We start from the raw sequence: 16,825 nt of genomic DNA, 5'->3' as shown, positions 1-16,825 counted from the left end.
TCCCCGGGCGCCTCGGCCCACCGCTCACGCGGACTCGCGCCGCACCAGCTCCGTGGGCAGGATCACCGCCGCCGGCTCCTCACCGCCCAGCTGGGCGAGCAGCACCCGCACCATCTCGCTGCTGATCCGGTCCCACGGCTGCCGGATGGTGGTGAGCGCCGGAGTGGCGGCGGTCGCCGCCGGGGAGTCGTCGAAACCGCCCACGGCGATGTCCTCCGGCACCCGCTTCCCGGCCCGGTGCAGGGCCGTCAGCACGCCCTGCGCCATCAGGTCGGAGGCGACGAACACGGCGTCCATGTCCGGCGCCCGCTCCAGCAGTCGTTCCGCGCCCGCCTCACCGCTCGCCCGGCTGTAGTCGCCGGAGACGACGAGCCGCTCGTCGGCCGGAAGGCCCGCCTCGGCGAGCACCTCCCGGTACCCGGCGAGCCGCTCCACACCGCCCGGCGTGTCCGGCGGTCCGGTGACCACGCCGATCCGGCGCCGCCCCAGTGACAGCAGGTGCCGCACCATGTCCCGGGCGCCGTCCCGGTCGTCGGCGGCGACGTAACTCACCTTCGAACCGAGGCCGATCGGCTTCCCGCAGGCGACCAGCGGTACCCCCGCCGCGCGCAGCTCCTCGGCGACCGGGTCGCCGGAGTGGCTGGAGACCAGCAGCACCCCGTCGACGTGCCCGGCGGTGATGTACCGCGTGATCCGGCGCCGTTCGTCCCGCGTGCCCGCCAGCATCAGCAGCAGCGGGATGTCGTGCGCGGCCAGCGCCTGGGTGCAGCCGCGCAGCAGGACGTTGAAGTTCGGGTCCTCGAAGAACCGCTCCTGCGGCTCGGTCAGCAGGAAGCCGACCGAGTCCGAACGCCCCGTTATCAGCGAACGGGCGTGCCGGTTCACGACGTACCCGGTCTTGCGGATGGCGGCGTTGACCGCCTCCTGGGCGGCGGGGCTCACATAGTGCCCGCCGTTGAGCACCCGCGAGACCGTGCCGCGCGAGACCCCCGCCTCGCGCGCCACATCGTGGATCGTCGGTGCCCTGCGCCGGCCCCCCGTGTTGCTCATGGTCATGACTTTACGGCCCCGGACAGCAGATCCAGGCTCCAGAACCGCTGGATGACCAGGAACAGCGCGACCAGCGGAAGCACCGCGAGGAACGCGCCGGTGATCACCAGCGTGTACAGCGCGGGCGTGTTCGCCCCCTGCTCCAGCAGCGTGTGCAGGCCCAGCGTCAGCGGGAACTTCTCGTCGTCGCTGAGCATGATGTACGGCAGCAGGAAGTTGTTCCAGACCGCGACGAACTGGAACAGGAACACCGTCACCATGCCGGGGATCATCATCGGCAGCGCGATCCGGGTGAAGATCCGCCACTCGCTCGCCCCGTCCATCCGCCCGGCCTCCACCACGTCGGCCGGCACGGCGGCGGCCGCGTAGATCCGGGCCAGGTAGACCCCGTACGGGGAGAGGATCTGCGGCAGCAGCACGGACAGGTAGGAGTCCGTGAGGTCGGCCTTCGCCAGCAGCAGGTACTGCGGGATCGCGAGGATCACCGGCGGCATCAGCACGCCCGCGAGCAGCACGTTGAACATCGTCTCGCGGCCCCGGAAGCGGTACGTGGCGAGCGCGTAGCCGCTGAACGCCGACACGGCGGTGGACAGCAGGGCGCCCAGACCGGCGTACAGCGCGGAGTTGCCCATCCACGTCCAGTACACCCCGCCCCGGTAGGCGTCGAGATCCCTGATGTTGTCGGCGAAGCCGGTGCCGGGAAGGAAGGTGAACGTGGAGAACAGCTCGGACCCGGACTTGGTGGACGCGATCACCACCCAGGCGACCGGCAGCAGGGTGTAGACCGCGCCGAGCAGCAGAGTGACCGTCGGCACCAGCGCGATCCGGCGCCGCAGCGGAGGGCGCCGCGCCGTACCCGGAGTGGTGCCGGCGGCCGGGGCCGCCTTCTGGACGGCGAGAGCACTCATCGCGCCCCTCCTTGACTCACGTCCTGCTTGTCACGGCGGTTGGAGGCCCGCAGGAACCCGAACGACAGCAGCAGCGTGACCACGGCGATCAGCGTCGCCTCGGCCGCCGCCGAGTACATGTCGTTGCGGCCGAAGGCGTCCTGGTACACCTTCATCAGCGGACTCCAGGTCGTGTCGACCGAGTTGGTGAGCGGCTTCAGGGTCATCGGCTCGCTGAACACCTGGAGCGTCGCGATGATCGAGAAGAAGAAGGTCAGCACCAGCGAGGGCGCCACCATCGGGATCTTGATCCGCAGCGCGATCTGCAGCGGGGTGGCGCCGTCCAGCCGTGCCGCCTCGTACACCTCGGCCGGGATCGACCTGAGCGAGGTGTAGATGACGATCATGTTGAAGCCGGTGCCGCCCCAGACCGCGATGTTCGACAGGGCGAGGTAGAGCGGACCGCCGTCCAGCAGGTCCGGCTGCGGCAGGCCCAGCTTGTCGAGCACGAAGTAGAACGGGCTGACGTCCGGCAGGTACAGAAAGCCCCACAGCAGCGCGGCCACCACGCCGGGGATGGCGTACGGCAGGAAGATGGCGAGCCGGGTGAACGGGGCGAGCCGCACCTTCTCGGAGTCCAGCATCAGCGCGAACAGCAGGGCGAGGCCGAGCATCACCGGGACGACGAGGCAGCCGTAGCCGAGCACGCGCAGCGCGCCGTGCAGCAGCTCGCTGTCCTGGAAGGCCGCGCGGTAGTTCTCGAAGCCGGCCCAGACCTCCAGCCGGGCGCCCGAGCCCAGGCCGAGCCCCAAGACGCGCACCTTGCGGAAGCTGAGCCACACCGCGTAGCCGATGGGCAGCGCGAAGAAGAGGGCGAACAGGATCGTGGCGGGGAGGAGGAAGGTGTAGGGGGCCGCCTTGACCCCGTACCCCCTCCGGCTGGTCGGGCTGCTCACCGGGAAACCCCGAAGCCCTGCTTCTCCATGTCGGCGACCGTGTCGTCCTGCATCTTCTTCAGGGCGGCGGCGAAGTCCGACTTGTTCTTGGCGGCGGCGCCGAACGCGTCCTTGAAGGACGTGTAGGCGACGTTCACGTTCGGGCCCCAGGAGGCGGGCGCGGTGGTCTTCGCTATGCCGGCGGCCTTGGTGTAGAAGTCCGGCTGGTTGGAGAAGTACGCCGGCGGGTTGGAGAAGGCGCCGCTGAGCTGGGCGGAGGTGGACGCCGGGTAGATGCCGCCCTCCTTCGCCAGCGCGTTCAGGGCGTCGTGGTCGGTGTTCAGCCAGACCGCGAACTTGGCGGCGGCCTCCTGGTGCGCCGAGTCGGTGGTGACGGCCGTGGAGGAGCCGCCCCAGCTGCCGGTGACGTCCTGATCCGCCGACCACTGGGGGAGCGGGGCCATGGCCCACTTGCCCTTGGTGTCCGGCGCCGCCGTGTTCAGCGTGCCGGGCGCCCACACGGCGCTGATCCAGGCGATCTGCTTGCCCGTGTTCAACGCCTTGTTCCAGGACGGGGTGTACATCGGCTGGTTGTCGATGACGCCCTCCTTGACCAGACCGCCCCAGAACTCGGCGACCTTCCGGGTGGCCGCGTCGTCGATGCCGACCTTCCACTTGTCGCCGGAGGCGCTCCACCACTTGGCGCCGGCCTGCTGGGCGAGGCCCGCGAAGAGACCGGAGTCGTTGGCGGAGAAGGTGGTCAGGTCCTTGCCGGGAGCCTTCTTCTTCAGTTCGCGGGCGGTCTCGGCGAACTGCTCCCAGGTGGTGGGGACCTTGAGGCCGTACTCCTTGAACAGGTCCTCGCGGTAGTAGAACATCATCGGGCCGATGTCCTGCGGCACCGCGTAGACGGCGTCCGTGCCGAGCGTGGTCTGCTGCCAGACGCCCTCGGCGAACTTCTCCTTGACGCCCTCGACCTCCTCGGACACATCGGCCAGGGCGTCGTTGCTGACCAGGGTCGGCAGCGCCTGGTACTCGGCCTGCACCAGGTCGGGGGCCTTCTTCGCCTTGTGCGCGGTGAGGATCTTGGTGACCAGCGTGTCGCCGGACGCCTGCTTCTTCACCGTGACGGTGATCCGCTCCTTCTTCCCCGGCCCCTTGTTCCACAGGTCGACGACCTTGTCCATGCCGGGTGTCCAGGTCCAGTACGTCAGCGACACGGGACCCGACTCGGCCTTGCTGTCGTCCCCGGACCCGCAGGCGGCGAGGGCGGTGGCGCCGAGCGACACGGCGACGGCGGATGTCACGAGGCGACGGCGCTTCGTGTGCGGCATGGTTTCTCCCCTGACCCGGGCCCCCGCCCGCTGCGGGGACCTGTCGTGCGGTTGTGCACGCTCACATGACCCGGGCGCCCGCCTGCCGGGAACCCCTGCCATGCTTCTGTGAGCGTTCACAGTAGAGAAACATCCCGGACACTTGTCAATGGTTGTTGCTGTGCGGTTATGTTGGGCCCGCACCGCAGCGGCTGTGTGTGCACGTTCCCATCTGATCGATTTTCCGGGAGAGATCCATGCCGGACACCGCCCCCAGGGGTCTTACGCGGCTCGCCTTCGGCGGGGACTACAACCCCGAGCAGTGGCCGGAATCCGTCTGGCGGGAGGACGTCCGGCTGATGCGGGAGGCCGGCGTCACGATGGTGAGCGTCGGCATCTTCTCCTGGGCCCTGCTCGAACCGGCGCCGGGGGAGTACGACTTCGGCTGGCTCGACCGGGTCCTCGGCCTGCTGCACGAGGGCGGCATCCGCGTCGACCTGGGCACACCCACGGTGGTGCCGCCCGTCTGGTTCTACCGGGCCCACCCCGAGGCCCTGCCGGTCACCGCCGACGGCGTGCGCTACGAGTTCGGCTCCCGCGGCGCGATCTGCCACAGCAACGCCGACTACCGCGCCGCCGCCGCGAACATCACCACCCGGCTCGCCGAGCGCTACGGCGACCATCCCGCGCTCGCGATGTGGCACGTCCACAACGAGTACGGCGTCCCCGTCTCGGCCTGCTACTGCGACTCCTGCGCGGCCCGTTTCCGCCGCTGGCTCGCGGACACCTACGGCAGCGTGGACGCGGTCAACGAGGCCTGGGGAACGGCCTTCTGGGGCCAGCGCTACACGGACCTCGCGCAGATCAACCCGCCCCGGACCACCCCGACGGCCGGCAACCCGGGCCAGGCCCTCGACTACAAGCGGTTCGCCGACGCCCTCATCCGGGAGAACTTCCGCGCCGAACGCGACATCCTGCACCGCCTCTCACCCGGCGTCCCGGTCACCACCAACTTCATGACCGCCCTCAGCCAGTGCGACTCCATGGACTACTGGGCCTGGGGCCGCGAGGTCGACCTCGTCACCAACGACCACTACCTGATCACCGACGGCCGCCGCACCCACGTCAACCTCGCGATGGCCGCCGACCTCACCCGCTCGGTCGCCGGCGGCGCCCCCTGGCTGCTGCTGGAGCACTCCACCTCGGGCGTCAACTGGCAGCCCCGCAACCCCGCCAAGGCACCCGGGCAGATGGCCCGCAACTCCCTCGCCCACGTCGCCCGCGGCTCCGAGGGCGCGATGTTCTTCCAGTGGCGCCAGTCCCGGCGCGGCGCCGAGAAGTTCCACTCCGCGATGGTCCCGCACGGCGGCACCGACACCCGTGTCTGGCGCGAGGTCGTCGAACTCGGCGCGTCGGTGGAGGCGTTGAGCGAGATCCGGGGCACCCGCACCGAGGCCGACGCGGCCATGCTGTGGGACTGGCAGTCCTGGTGGGCACAGGGCCTGGACTGGCGGCCCAGCGAGGACCACGACGCGCGCGAGCGCGCCGACTCCTTCTACGAGGCCCTCTACGACCGCCACCTCACCGTCGACTTCGCCCACCCGGAAGCCGACCTGTCCGCCTACCCCCTGGTCGTGGTGCCGGCCCTCTACCTGATGACCGAGGCCGCCGGGCGCAACCTGAGCGGTTACGTCGAGAACGGCGGCACGCTCGTGGTGTCGTACTTCTCCGGGATCGTGGACGAGCACGACGCCGTCCACGAGGGCGCCTGTCCGGGCGTGCTGCGCGATGTCCTCGGACTGACCGTGGAGGAGTTCTCGCCGCTGCTGAAGGACCAGCGGGTGCGGCTGACCGGCCCGGACGGGCCCGGCCCGACCGGTGACGTGTGGACGGAGTTCGTCGTCCCGCGCGGCGCCGAGACCGTGTGGCGGTACGCCGACGGGCTCACCGCGGGCCGCCCGGCCGTCACCCGGCACCGGCTCGGCCAGGGCACCGCCTGGTACGTCTCCACCCGCCTCGACACCCAAGGCCTGGACGCGCTCCTCGGCCGGGCGGCCGACGACGCCGGACTCGCCCCGCGCGCCGAACTGCCCCGCGACGTCGAGGTGGTGCGCCGCACCGGCGAGTCGGGCACCTTCCTCTTCGTCATCAACCACACCGCCGGCGACACCAAGGTGCCGCTGGCCTCGCCCGGCACCGAGCTGCTGACGGGCGAACGCGCCGCGGGCCGCCTGGCGGTCCCGGCGGGAGCCGTCCGGGTCGTGCGACTCGACGGCTGAGCCGACTCCCCTCCGCCCGCGTGAGCCGTGGGAGCCGCGGGCGGAGGGGGCCTCCTGCGGCCCCACCGCGGGAGGAGCCTCTCCCCAGTTACGTCGAAGGGACGACGGACGATGAAGTTCCATCCCAGACGCACCATCACCGCCCTGCTGCCGCCGCTCGCGGCCGGGCTCGCCCTCACCGCCCTGCCCGCCCAGACCGCCCAGGCCGCGAGCACGCTGACCAACGGCGGCTTCGAGTCCGACGGCACCGGCGCGGCCGTGCCGGCCGGCTGGTCCGAGTACGGCGACACCGGAGCCTCCTACACCGAGGCAGGCGGCCACGCCGGGAGCCACCGCCTCAGCCACTACTCGGCCTCCGCCTACAAGGTGGAGACGTACCAGTACCTGTCCGGGCTGGCCAACGGGAACTACAAGCTGACCGCGTGGGTGCGGTCCAGCGGCGGACAGAAGGCCGCGTACATAGCGCTCAAGAATTGCGGGGGTTCCGAGCAGCGCACCGATCTGCCGGTCTCGTCCAGTGGATGGATCCGGATCGTCACGCCGGTCAATGTGACCAACAATCAGTGCACCATCAGCATCAACAGTGACGCGAACGCGGGCAACTGGATCAATGTTGACGATCTGACCTTCACCGCCGGCACCACGGGTACCTCCATCCATGGCGCCGACATCTCCTCCCTCGCCAAGAGCGAGGCCAAGGGCGGTGTCTACAGGACGGGTTCGGGCTCCGCCGGCGACGCCCTGCCCATCCTCAAGTCGTACGGCATGAACTACGCGCGCCTGAAGGTGTGGGTGAACCCCGCCGACGGCTTCAACGACAAGGCGCACGTCCTGGCGATGGCCAAGCGCGTCAAGGCGCAGGGCATGAAGCTGCTGGTCGACTTCCACTACTCGGACACCTGGGCCGACCCGGGCGCCCAGAAGAAGCCGGCCGCCTGGGCGGGCCATACATACAGTCAACTGAAGACCGACGTGTACAACCACACGTACGACGTGTTGAACGCCTTGAAGGCTCAGGGCACCACCGCCGACATGGTCCAGGTGGGCAATGAGATCAATGGCGGCATGCTGTGGACCGAGGGATCAACGGACAACTGGACCCAGCTCGCCGGGTTGATCAACTCCGGCTACAGCGCCGTCAAGGCGGTCAACCCGTCCACCTCCGTCGCGTTGCACCTCGCCAAGGGCGGGGACAAGACCGGCACCGAGTGGTGGTTCGACAACGCGGTGGCCAACGGCGTCAAGTTCGACGTGATCGGCCTGTCGTACTACGGCTACTGGCACGGCGCGCTCTCCGACTTCCAGACCACCCTGGACGACGCGGCCGCCCGCTACGGCAAGCCGGTGTTCGTCGCCGAGACGGCCTACCCCTTCCGTCTCGACAGCGACGACGCGCTCACCAACCAGATCGACACCACGGGCGAACTCGTCACCGGCTACCCGGCGACCGTGGCCGGCCAGACCAAGTGGCTGAACGACGTGGCGAGCATCGTGGAGGCCGTCCCCGACGGCCGTGGTCTCGGCGTCTTCTACTGGGAGGCCACCTGGACCGCCGTCCCCGGCAACGGCTGGGACCCGGCGGACGCGGGCTCCGGCAACGGCTGGGAGAACCAGGCCCTCTTCGGCTACGACGACAAGGCGCTCTCCTCCATGACGTGGTTCAGCCACCGCTGAGCGCTCAGGACGGGGCCCGGTCGCCGCGCGGCGACCGGGCCCCCGCCACGGGCCTGGGGCGTTACACCTCCCCCCGGGGACAGGGCCGTTCCTTACCGGACAACGGCCGCCGAGTCCCGGACGCGGCGGCGTCACCCGGGCCACAGTGGGAACACTGCGTACGAGGAGGCCGGGGACGGGAGGCGGACGGATGACGGTGACTTCCCCGGGGACTCCCACGGGCCGGATACGGCAGACCATCCTGGAGTGGCTCAAGGACCCGGCGGCCCACTTTCCGGCCGGGCGCCGCCGCGACCTCGTCGCCACGGGCGTCACCGCGCGGGCCGTCGCCGCCAAGCTGGGCCTGCCCCCGCGCACCGTCCGCGCCCACCTGGACTTCCTCGCCCGCCTCGGCGTCCTGCGCACCCGCCGGATCCGCTGCCGCACCCACTACCGGCGCGACGAGGTCCGCATCGCCGAGGTGGCCAGGATCTTCGAGAAGGGCTGGTGACGCGGGCGCCCTCCGCGGCGCCGCCCGCGCACGACGATGAGCACCCGCGATGACGGCCGCGCAGGACGGCGAGGACGCCCGCCGACGGCCGCGCAGCACGGTGAGCACGCCCGCCGACGACCGCACAGGACAGTGAGAGGATGACACCCGTGGACCGGCCCGAGGAACTCGTGCCCCTGCACTACGTCTCCCTGGGCGCGCGCGGCCCCGAGGACGTCGTCCCCGACCCGCACGGGCGCGTGCTGACCGGAGTGGCCGACGGGCGCATCCTCCGCGTCCACCACCTCGGTGACCCGCGCACGGCCCGCACCGAGGAACTGGCCCGCACCGGCGGCCGTCCCCTCGGGCTGGAACTCCTCCCGGACGGCGACCTGGTGGTCTGCGACGCCGAACGCGGCCTGCTGCGGGTGGGCACGGACGACGGCACCGTCCGCGTCCTCGCGGACTCGGTGGCGGGGGAGCGGCTCCGCTTCTGCAGCAACGCCGTCGCCCTCCCCGACGGTACCCTGTACTTCACCGTCTCCAGCCGCCGCCACCCCCTGGACCGGTGGATCGGCGACATCGTCGAACAGACCGGCACCGGACGCCTGCTGCGGCTGCCCCCGGAGGGCGGCGAACCCGAGGTCCTGCTGGAAGGGCTGCGGTTCGCCAACGGTCTCGCCGTCTCGGCCGACGGCTCCTCCCTGGTGCTCGCCGAGACCGGCGCCCGCCGCCTCGTCCGCTACCGGCTCACCGGCCCCCGCGCCGGTCACGCCGAACCCTTCGCCGACCTGCCCGGCATGCCGGACAACCTCTGGCGCGAGGGGCCCGGCGGTCCGGTCTGGGTCGCCCTGGCCGGCCCCCGGGTCCCCGCGCTGGACCTGCTGCACCGCGCTCCGCCGGCCGTCCGCCGCGCCGCCGCCCGGACCGCCGTACACCTGCCGTACCGCCCGAGCGGGACCGCCGGCGTCGTCGCCGTGGACGACGAGGGGCGCGCCGTCCACCACCTCACCCGCCGCCGGTCCGGCTTCCGCATGGTCACCAGCGTCTGCGCCACCGGTGACCACCTGGTGCTGGGCAGCCTGTGGGAGCCCGGGGTGGCGGTCTGCGCCCGGCCCGCCGCTCCCTGACCCGGCGGTACGCTGGGTTCCGGCCTTGATCGCCCGACGGGGCAGGGGCCGAAAGAGGAGACGGAACGGATGACAGCCCCGGAGACACGGACCCGCGGCGTCCGCCCCGCATCACCCCGGCGGTCCGAGTGGCGCGCGCAGGCGCCCGTCGTCGCGGTCGTGGCGGCCGGCGGCGCGCTCGGCGCGACGGCCCGCCACGCCCTCACGCTCGCCTGGCCCACGCCCCCCGGCGGCTTCCCCTGGGCGACCTTCTGGACCAATGTCTCCGGCTGCGCCGCCATGGGCGTCCTCATGGTGCTCGTCACCGACGTGTGGGCCGCCCACCGCCTGCTGCGGCCGTTCCTCGGCACCGGCGTGCTCGGCGGCTACACCACCTTCTCCACCTACGCGGTCGACATCCGCTCGCTCACCGACGCCGGCCGCCCCGGTCCGGCACTCGCCTACCTGGCCGCGACGCTGTGCGCGGCCCTCGCCGCGGTATGGCTGGCCTCGGCCGCCGCCCGCCGGATCTTCGCCGGAAGACAGCGATGAGCCGGAAGACAGCCATGAGCCGGGAAGCGGGGACGAGCCGGGAGACAGCGTGGAGCCCGGAGGCGGCGATGAGACCGGAGGCGGCTGTGACCCCCCGCACCGGCCGTGCCCTGCGGCTGACCGTCTACGTCGGCGAGAACGCCACCTGGCACCACCGGCCCCTCTACTCCGAGATCGTGCACCGCGCGCACGCCGCCGGACTCGCCGGTGCCAGCGTCTTCCGGGGCATCGAGGGCTACGGCGCCTCCTCCCGCATCCACACCACCCGGCTGTTGTCCCTGAGCGAGGACCTGCCGGTCGCGGTGGTCGTGGTGGACACCGAGGAGCGGATCCGGGCCTTCCTGCCCCGGCTCGGCGAACTGGCCGACGGGAGCCTGGTGACCTTGGACACGTGCGAGGTCGTCCGGTGGACAGGGGCCTGCGACGGCCCGGACGAAACGGACCCGGAGGGTAAGAAGTCGTTGTGAACTGGCTGCTGGTCGTCGCGGGCGCCATGGTCGGCGCGCCCCTGCGCTACCTCACCGACCGCGCCGTGCAGGTCCGGTACGACTCGCTCTTCCCGTGGGGCACCTTCGTGGTGAACGTCGTCGGCTGCCTGGTCCTCGGCCTGGTCACGGGCGCCGCCTCCGCCGGGGCGGCCGGGCCCCACCTGCGGCTTCTGCTGGGCACCGGGCTGTGCGGTGCGCTGACGACGTACTCGACCTTCTCCTATGAGACCCTCCGGCTGACCGAGGCGGGCTCCGGCCTCTACGCCGCCGGGAACGTCGTGGCGAGTGTGGCGGCGGGGCTCGCCGCGGCTTTCACCGGAGTCTCACTCGCCGGTCTCCTGTGGGCCTGAGCGTGTGCCGCTCGGCCCGGAACAGTGAGTACCGTCCACAGCACTGTCGACCCACTCCTCCCCAGAACTGGATCCCATGAGCGCCATCTCCGTCGGTCAGGCCGTCGTCCTCGGAGTAGTCGAGGGGGTGACGGAGTTCCTCCCGGTGTCCTCCACCGGACACCTCAAGATCGCCGAAGGGCTCATGGACATCCCCGTCGACGACTCCTCCGTCGTCGGGTTCTCCGCCGTCATCCAGGTCGGCGCCATCGCCGCCGTGCTCGTGTACTTCTTCAAGGACATCCGGCGGATCGTCACCGCCTGGTTCCGCGGCCTGGCCGACCGCGAGGAGCGCTACCACCACGACTACAAGTTCGCCTGGTGGGTGATCGCCGCCACCGTTCCGATCGTGCTGGTGGGCCTCGCCGCCAAGCCGCTGATCGACGGCCCGCTCGCCTCCCTGTGGGTGGTCGCCGGCTCGCTGATCCTCGGCTCCGGCGTGATGTGGGCCGCCGACCAGATGGGCCGGCACAAGCGCGGCGAGGACGACACCTCCTTCAAGGACGCGATGTGGGTCGGCTGCTCGCAGATCCTCGCCCTGCTCTTCCCGGGCTTCTCGCGCTCCGGCGCCACCATGTCCACCGCGCTCATCCTGGACCTGGACCGCGTCGCCGCCACCCGGCTGTCCTTCTTCCTCGGCATCCCCGCCCTGACCGGCGCCGGCCTGTACGAGCTGAAGGACGCCCTCGGCGCGGGGGTCGGCGCCGCCCCGCTCGCCGTCGGCACGGTCGTGTCGTTCGCCGTCGCCTACGCCTCCATCTCCTGGCTGCTGAAGTTCGTCGCCAAGCACTCCTTCAACGCCTTCGTGATCTACCGGATCGTCGTCGGCGTGCTCCTGCTCGGCCTGCTCGCCACCGGCACGCTCGGCAGCTGAACCGCCGCCGCTGCTCACCCACGGGGTGCGGATGCCCGCATTCAGGCGCCGCACCCCGTGAATCTTTTTATTACCGCCTGCCTTGACAGTGTCCGCCCGCACCCCGCAGGATCGCTCCCGTGAACCTGTCAGACAGCCAGACAGGTGGTCTCGTCCCCCGGCGTGTCAGCGCCATGGAAGCGGTACTGGACCACCTCCGCGGCGCCATCGAGAGCGGCCGGTACGCCATCGGCGACAAGCTCCCTTCCGAGGCCGAGCTCTGCCGCACCCTCGAGGTGTCCCGGCCCGTGCTCCGCGAGGCGCTGCGCGCGCTGCAGACCATGGGCCTGACGGTCTCCCGCACCGGCAAGGGCACGTTCGTGGTCGCGAACACCGTCGAGGACCCCACCTTCGGCGACTACGCGGCCAGCGACCTGCTGGAGGTGCGCCGCCACATCGAGATCCCGGTCGCCGGCTACGCGGCCGTGCGCCGCACCCCGGAGAACCTGGACCACCTGGCCCACCTGCTCGACCGCATGGAGCGGGAGACGGACACCACCGCCTGGGTCGCGATGGACACCCTCTTCCACCTCGCCGTGGCCGAGGCCGCCCAGAACCCGGTCTTCCGCCGGGTCATCGAGGAGATCCGCGACGCACTGGCGCGTCAGTCGGCCTTCCTCAACGAGCTGGGCGGGCGCCGTGAGCAGTCCAACCGCGAGCACCGGGCGATCGTCGAGGCGCTGGTCGACGGCAGCGAACACGACGCCGTCCAGGCCATGAGCCACCACCTGGACCGCGTCGAGACGACCCTCACCGACATCGTCCGCCCCCAGCGGGCGAACCCCCTCACGGAAGAAGGCGGACCCGAGGCGTGAGTGAACAGCACCTCAAAGACGAGACGCGCCCCTCGACCGGCCATGTCGACGCCGGGGACGCCGGTTACAGCAAGGGCCTGAAGCACCGGCACGTCAACATGATCGCCATCGGCGGCGCCATCGGCACCGGCCTCTTCCTCGGCGCGGGCGGCCGGCTCGCCGACGCCGGGCCCTCCCTCTTCATCGCGTACGCCGTCTGCGGCGCCTTCGCCTTCCTGGTCGTCCGCGCCCTCGGCGAACTCGTGCTCTACCGCCCGTCCTCCGGCGCCTTCGTGTCGTACGCCCGCGAGTTCCTGGGCGAGAAGGGCGCCTACACCGCGGGCTGGATGTACTTCCTCAACTGGGCGACGACGGGCATCGCCGACATCACGGCGGTCGCCACCTACACCCACTACTGGGGGATGTTCTCCGACATCCCGCAATGGTTGATCGCATTGATCGCCCTCGCGGTCGTGTTGACCGTCAATCTGATATCGGTCAAGATCTTCGGCGAACTGGAGTTCTGGTTCGCGATCGTCAAGGTCGGCGCACTCCTCGTGTTCATGTGCATCGGCATCTACCTGCTGGTCACCCAGCACCCGGTCGACGGCCACCACCCCGGACCGGCCCTGATCACCGGCAACGGCGGCGTCTTCCCGCACGGCCTGCTGCCCATGCTGCTGCTCATCCAGGGCGTCGTCTTCGCCTACGCCTCCGTCGAACTGGTCGGCGTCGCCGCCGGCGAGACCGAGAACCCCGAGAAGATCATGCCGAAGGCGATCAACTCGATCATGTGGCGGGTGGGCGTCTTCTACGTCGGCTCGGTCGTCCTGCTGTCGATGCTCCTCCCGTGGAACGCGTACTCCGCCGGCGAGAGCCCCTTCGTCACGGTCCTGTCGAACATCGGCGTCCCGGCGGCCGGCGGCGTGATGAACCTGGTCGTCCTCACCGCGGCCCTGTCGTCGCTGAACTCGGGCCTGTACTCCACCGGCCGCATCCTGCGCTCCATGGCGATGAGCGGCTCCGCCCCCGCCTTCACCTCCCGGATGAGCCGCAGCCAGGTCCCCTACGGCGGTATCCTGCTCACCAGCGGGATCTGCGTCCTCGGCGTCGGCCTGAACTACGTGGTACCCGCCGAGGCGTTCGAGATCGTCCTCAACTTCGCGGCGATCGGCATCCTCGCCACCTGGGCCATGATCATGGTCTGTCACCTGCTCTTCTGGCGGAAGACGCGGCAGGGCGACCTGACCCGGCCGGCCTACCGGCTGCCGGGCTCCCCCTGGACCGAACTCGTGACGCTGGCGTTCCTCGCCTCCGTCGTGGTCCTCATGTACGCCGACGGCGGCGCCGGACGCACCACCGTGCTCTGTCTGCCGCTGATCGTCGCGGCGCTGGTCGCGGGCTGGTACGCCGTCCGCGCCCGGGTGACCCGCACCTCCACCGGCGCCGGCGCGTGACCCGCGCTCCGGCCGACCCCGACCCCTTGATACAGGCAGTGATGTACAGCAGTTCCCCCGCCGACGCCCCCCTCGTCCGCGAACCCCTCCACGCCCCCGTCGCCCACCTCGTACGCGGCGGGGTCGTCGAGGGCATCCACTACGGATCCGTCGTCGTCCTCGACACCGACGGCCGGGTGCGCTTCCAGCTCGGCGACATCGAGGCGGCCTTCTACCCGCGCTCGGCCGTCAAGCCCGTCCAGGCCGTGGCCATGCTGCGGGCCGGGCTGCCGCTCGACGGCGAACTGCTGTCGCTGGCCGCCGCCAGCCACTCCGGCGAGGAGCGGCACCTGGCCGGCACCCGGCGCATCCTGGAACTCGCCGGCCTCGCCGAGGACGACCTGCGCAACGTGCCCGACATGCCGTTCGACCCGGTCGTCCGGGACGCCTGGGTGCGGGAGGGCCGCATGCCCTCGCGGCTCGCCCAGAACTGCTCCGGCAAGCACGCCGCCATGCTGTGGACCGCCAAGCTCAACGGCTGGTCCCTGGACGACTACCTGGACCCGGCACACCCGCTCCAGCGGACGATCGCCGCCACCGTCGAGGACCTGACCGGCCAGCCGGCCGCCCGGGTCACCGTGGACGGCTGCGGCGCCCCGCTGTTCGCCATCTCCCTGCACGGCCTCGCCCGCGCCCTCGCCCGGATCACCACGGCCGCCCCCGGCACCCCCGAGGCCCGGGTCGCCGACGCGATGCGCGAGCACGCCGAGATGGCCTCCGGCTCCGGCCGGGACGTCGCCGCGCTCATGCGGGCCGTGCCCGGACTGCTCGCCAAGGACGGCTTCGAGGGCGTCCAGGTCGCGGCGCTGCCCGACGGCAGGGCCGTCGCCGTGAAGATCGCCGACGGGGCGAACCGGGCGCGGATCCCCGTCGCCGCAGCGGCGCTCGCCCGCGCCGGCGTCGACCCCGCGCTGCTCACCGAGTTCGCGGGGGAGCCGCTGCTCGGCGGCGGGGAGCCGGTCGGAAGCGTGCGCCCCGTCCGCGCCCTCGACCCCGCCCCGGCCGCCGCCCGCGCATGATCCCGCCGGACTCCGTACCCCAGAAAGAGACCCGCACCCTCATGACCGCCGCCACCCGCCGCGAGCACGACCTGCTCGGCGACCGCGACGTCCCCGCCGACGCCTACTGGGGCATCCACACCCTGCGCGCGACGGAGAACTTCCCCATCACCGGCACCCCGATCTCCGCCTACCCGCACCTGATCGACGCCCTGGCCGCCGTCAAGGAGGCCGCTGCCCTCGCCAACGAGGAACTCGGTCTGCTGGCGCCCGAGAAGGCCGCCGCGATCGTCGCCGCCTGCCGCGAGATCCGCGCCGGGAAGCTGCACGACCAGTTCGTGGTGGACGTGGTCCAGGGCGGCGCCGGCACGTCCACCAACATGAACGCCAACGAGGTCGTGGCCAACCGCGCACTGGAACTGCTCGGCCACGCCAAGGGGCAGTACACACAGCTGCATCCCAACGAGGATGTCAACCTGAGCCAGTCAACCAATGACGTCTACCCGACCGCCGTCAAGATAGCGACGGTCTTCGCGGTACGTGGACTGCTCAAGGCGATGTCCGTACTCCAGGACGCCTTCGCCGGCAAGGCCGTCGAGTTCCGTGACGTGCTCAAGATGGGCCGTACACAGTTGCAGGACGCGGTACCCATGACGCTGGGTCAGGAGTTCTCCGCGTTCGCCGTCATGATCGAGGAGGACCGCAGCCGTCTCGCCGAGGCCGTCGAGCTGATCCACGAGATCAACCTCGGCGCCACGGCCATCGGCACCGGCCTCAACGCGCCCGCCGGGTACGCCGAGGCCGCCCGCCGCCATCTGTCCGCCATCACCGGCCTTCCGCTGGTCACCGCCGCCAACCTGGTCGAGGCCACCCAGGACTGCGGCGCCTTCGTCCAGATGTCCGGCGTCCTGAAGCGGATCGCGGTCAAGCTCTCCAAGAGCTGCAACGACCTGCGCCTGCTGTCCTCCGGCCCGCGCGCGGGCCTCGGCGAGATCAACCTGCCGCCGGTGCAGGCCGGTTCGTCGATCATGCCGGGCAAGGTCAACCCGGTCATCCCCGAGGTCGTCAACCAGGTCGCGTTCGAGGTGATCGGCAACGACGTCGCCATCACCATGGCCGCCGAGGCCGGGCAGCTCCAGCTCAACGCCTTCGAACCGATCATCCTGCACTCCCTGTCGAAGTCGATCACGCACCTGCGGAACGCCTGCCGCACGCTGGCCGAGCGCTGTGTCAGCGGCATCACCGCCAACACCGAGCGGCTGCGCGCGACCGTGGAGAACTCCATCGGCCTGGTCACCGCGCTCAATCCGCACATCGGCTACACGGCCGCCACCGACATCGCCAAGGAGGCCCTGGCCACCGGCCGCGGCGTGGCCGAACTGGTGCTGGAGAAGGGCCTGCTGCCGGCCGGGCGGCTGGCCGAGCTGCTGCGCCCGGAGATCGTCGCGGGCAGCGGGGCACCGGCCGCCTGACCTGCGA

General features: G+C 71.2%; 16 protein-coding genes. 12 read left to right on the top strand and 4 right to left on the bottom strand.

What is annotated here, in order from left to right; all coding sequences use genetic code 11:
- Window positions 1–24: 24 nt before the first annotated feature.
- The 4 genes from Srubr_RS02130 to Srubr_RS02115 are packed head-to-tail and all read right to left on the bottom strand — an operon-like array spanning window position 25 to window position 4,206.
- Window positions 25–1,056 (bottom strand): LacI family DNA-binding transcriptional regulator, encoded by a 1,032-nt coding sequence (locus Srubr_RS02130; protein WP_189993090.1) that lies wholly within the window; start codon window positions 1,054–1,056, stop codon window positions 25–27.
- A complete protein-coding gene (locus Srubr_RS02125) occupies window positions 1,053–1,958 on the bottom strand; it encodes a carbohydrate ABC transporter permease (RefSeq protein ID WP_189993088.1) in 906 nt (301 codons plus the stop codon). The genes Srubr_RS02130 and Srubr_RS02125 overlap by 4 nt, the downstream gene beginning before the upstream one ends.
- Entirely contained in the window at window positions 1,955–2,893 is a 939-nt protein-coding gene (locus tag Srubr_RS02120) for a carbohydrate ABC transporter permease (RefSeq protein WP_189993086.1), read from the bottom strand. The genes Srubr_RS02125 and Srubr_RS02120 overlap by 4 nt, the downstream gene beginning before the upstream one ends.
- Window positions 2,890–4,206, bottom strand: a complete 1,317-nt coding sequence (locus tag Srubr_RS02115; protein ID WP_189993084.1) for an ABC transporter substrate-binding protein — start codon at window positions 4,204–4,206, stop codon at window positions 2,890–2,892. The genes Srubr_RS02120 and Srubr_RS02115 overlap by 4 nt, the downstream gene beginning before the upstream one ends.
- Before the next feature lie 236 nt (window positions 4,207–4,442).
- Here Srubr_RS02115 and Srubr_RS02110 point away from each other — a divergent pair, with 236 nt between their 5' ends.
- The 12 genes from Srubr_RS02110 (at window position 4,443) to aspA (ending at window position 16,818) form a co-directional block, all read left to right on the top strand.
- Window positions 4,443–6,464, top strand: coding sequence for a beta-galactosidase (locus tag Srubr_RS02110; protein ID WP_189993076.1), 2,022 nt, complete (start codon window positions 4,443–4,445; stop codon window positions 6,462–6,464).
- 111 nt (window positions 6,465–6,575) lie between these two features.
- Window positions 6,576–8,138 (top strand): glycoside hydrolase family 53 protein, encoded by a 1,563-nt coding sequence (locus Srubr_RS02105; protein ID WP_189993074.1) that lies wholly within the window; start codon window positions 6,576–6,578, stop codon window positions 8,136–8,138.
- A 190-nt stretch (window positions 8,139–8,328) separates the two neighbouring features.
- Window positions 8,329–8,628: a helix-turn-helix domain-containing protein gene (locus Srubr_RS02100; RefSeq protein WP_189993072.1), complete on the top strand. Its 300-nt coding sequence runs from the start codon at window positions 8,329–8,331 to the stop codon at window positions 8,626–8,628.
- Window positions 8,629–8,777: 149 nt separating this feature from the next.
- A complete protein-coding gene (locus Srubr_RS02095; protein WP_189993670.1) occupies window positions 8,778–9,737 on the top strand; it encodes an SMP-30/gluconolactonase/LRE family protein in 960 nt (319 codons plus the stop codon).
- A gap of 69 nt (window positions 9,738–9,806) precedes the next feature.
- Window positions 9,807–10,268, top strand: a complete 462-nt coding sequence (gene crcB / locus Srubr_RS02090) for a fluoride efflux transporter CrcB (RefSeq protein ID WP_189993070.1) — start codon at window positions 9,807–9,809, stop codon at window positions 10,266–10,268.
- 86 nt (window positions 10,269–10,354) lie between these two features.
- Window positions 10,355–10,735 (top strand): DUF190 domain-containing protein, encoded by a 381-nt coding sequence (locus Srubr_RS02085; RefSeq protein WP_189993068.1) that lies wholly within the window; start codon window positions 10,355–10,357, stop codon window positions 10,733–10,735.
- Entirely contained in the window at window positions 10,732–11,106 is a 375-nt protein-coding gene (gene crcB, locus Srubr_RS02080) for a fluoride efflux transporter CrcB (RefSeq protein WP_189993066.1), read from the top strand. The genes Srubr_RS02085 and crcB (Srubr_RS02080) overlap by 4 nt, the downstream gene beginning before the upstream one ends.
- Before the next feature lie 76 nt (window positions 11,107–11,182).
- Window positions 11,183–12,019: an undecaprenyl-diphosphate phosphatase gene (locus Srubr_RS02075; RefSeq protein WP_189993063.1), complete on the top strand. Its 837-nt coding sequence runs from the start codon at window positions 11,183–11,185 to the stop codon at window positions 12,017–12,019.
- 173 nt (window positions 12,020–12,192) lie between these two features.
- Entirely contained in the window at window positions 12,193–12,873 is a 681-nt protein-coding gene (locus tag Srubr_RS02070; protein WP_189993668.1) for a FadR/GntR family transcriptional regulator, read from the top strand.
- Window positions 12,870–14,309 (top strand): amino acid permease, encoded by a 1,440-nt coding sequence (locus Srubr_RS02065; protein ID WP_189993061.1) that lies wholly within the window; start codon window positions 12,870–12,872, stop codon window positions 14,307–14,309. Before Srubr_RS02070 ends, Srubr_RS02065 begins: the two co-directional genes overlap by 4 nt.
- 41 nt (window positions 14,310–14,350) lie before the next feature.
- Entirely contained in the window at window positions 14,351–15,367 is a 1,017-nt protein-coding gene (locus Srubr_RS02060; protein WP_189993059.1) for an asparaginase, read from the top strand.
- A gap of 41 nt (window positions 15,368–15,408) precedes the next feature.
- The gene (gene aspA / locus Srubr_RS02055) at window positions 15,409–16,818 is read left to right on the top strand and encodes an aspartate ammonia-lyase (protein WP_189993057.1); all 1,410 of its coding nucleotides are present in this window, start codon (window positions 15,409–15,411) and stop codon (window positions 16,816–16,818) included.
- The last annotated feature ends 7 nt before the right edge of the window (window positions 16,819–16,825 follow it).

Source organism: Streptomyces rubradiris, from assembly GCF_016860525.1.
In the GTDB taxonomy this organism is placed as follows: Bacteria; Actinomycetota; Actinomycetes; order Streptomycetales; family Streptomycetaceae; genus Streptomyces; species Streptomyces rubradiris.
Note: the sequence above shows the minus strand (reverse complement) of the source record. Positions and strands in the feature narration are given on the sequence as shown.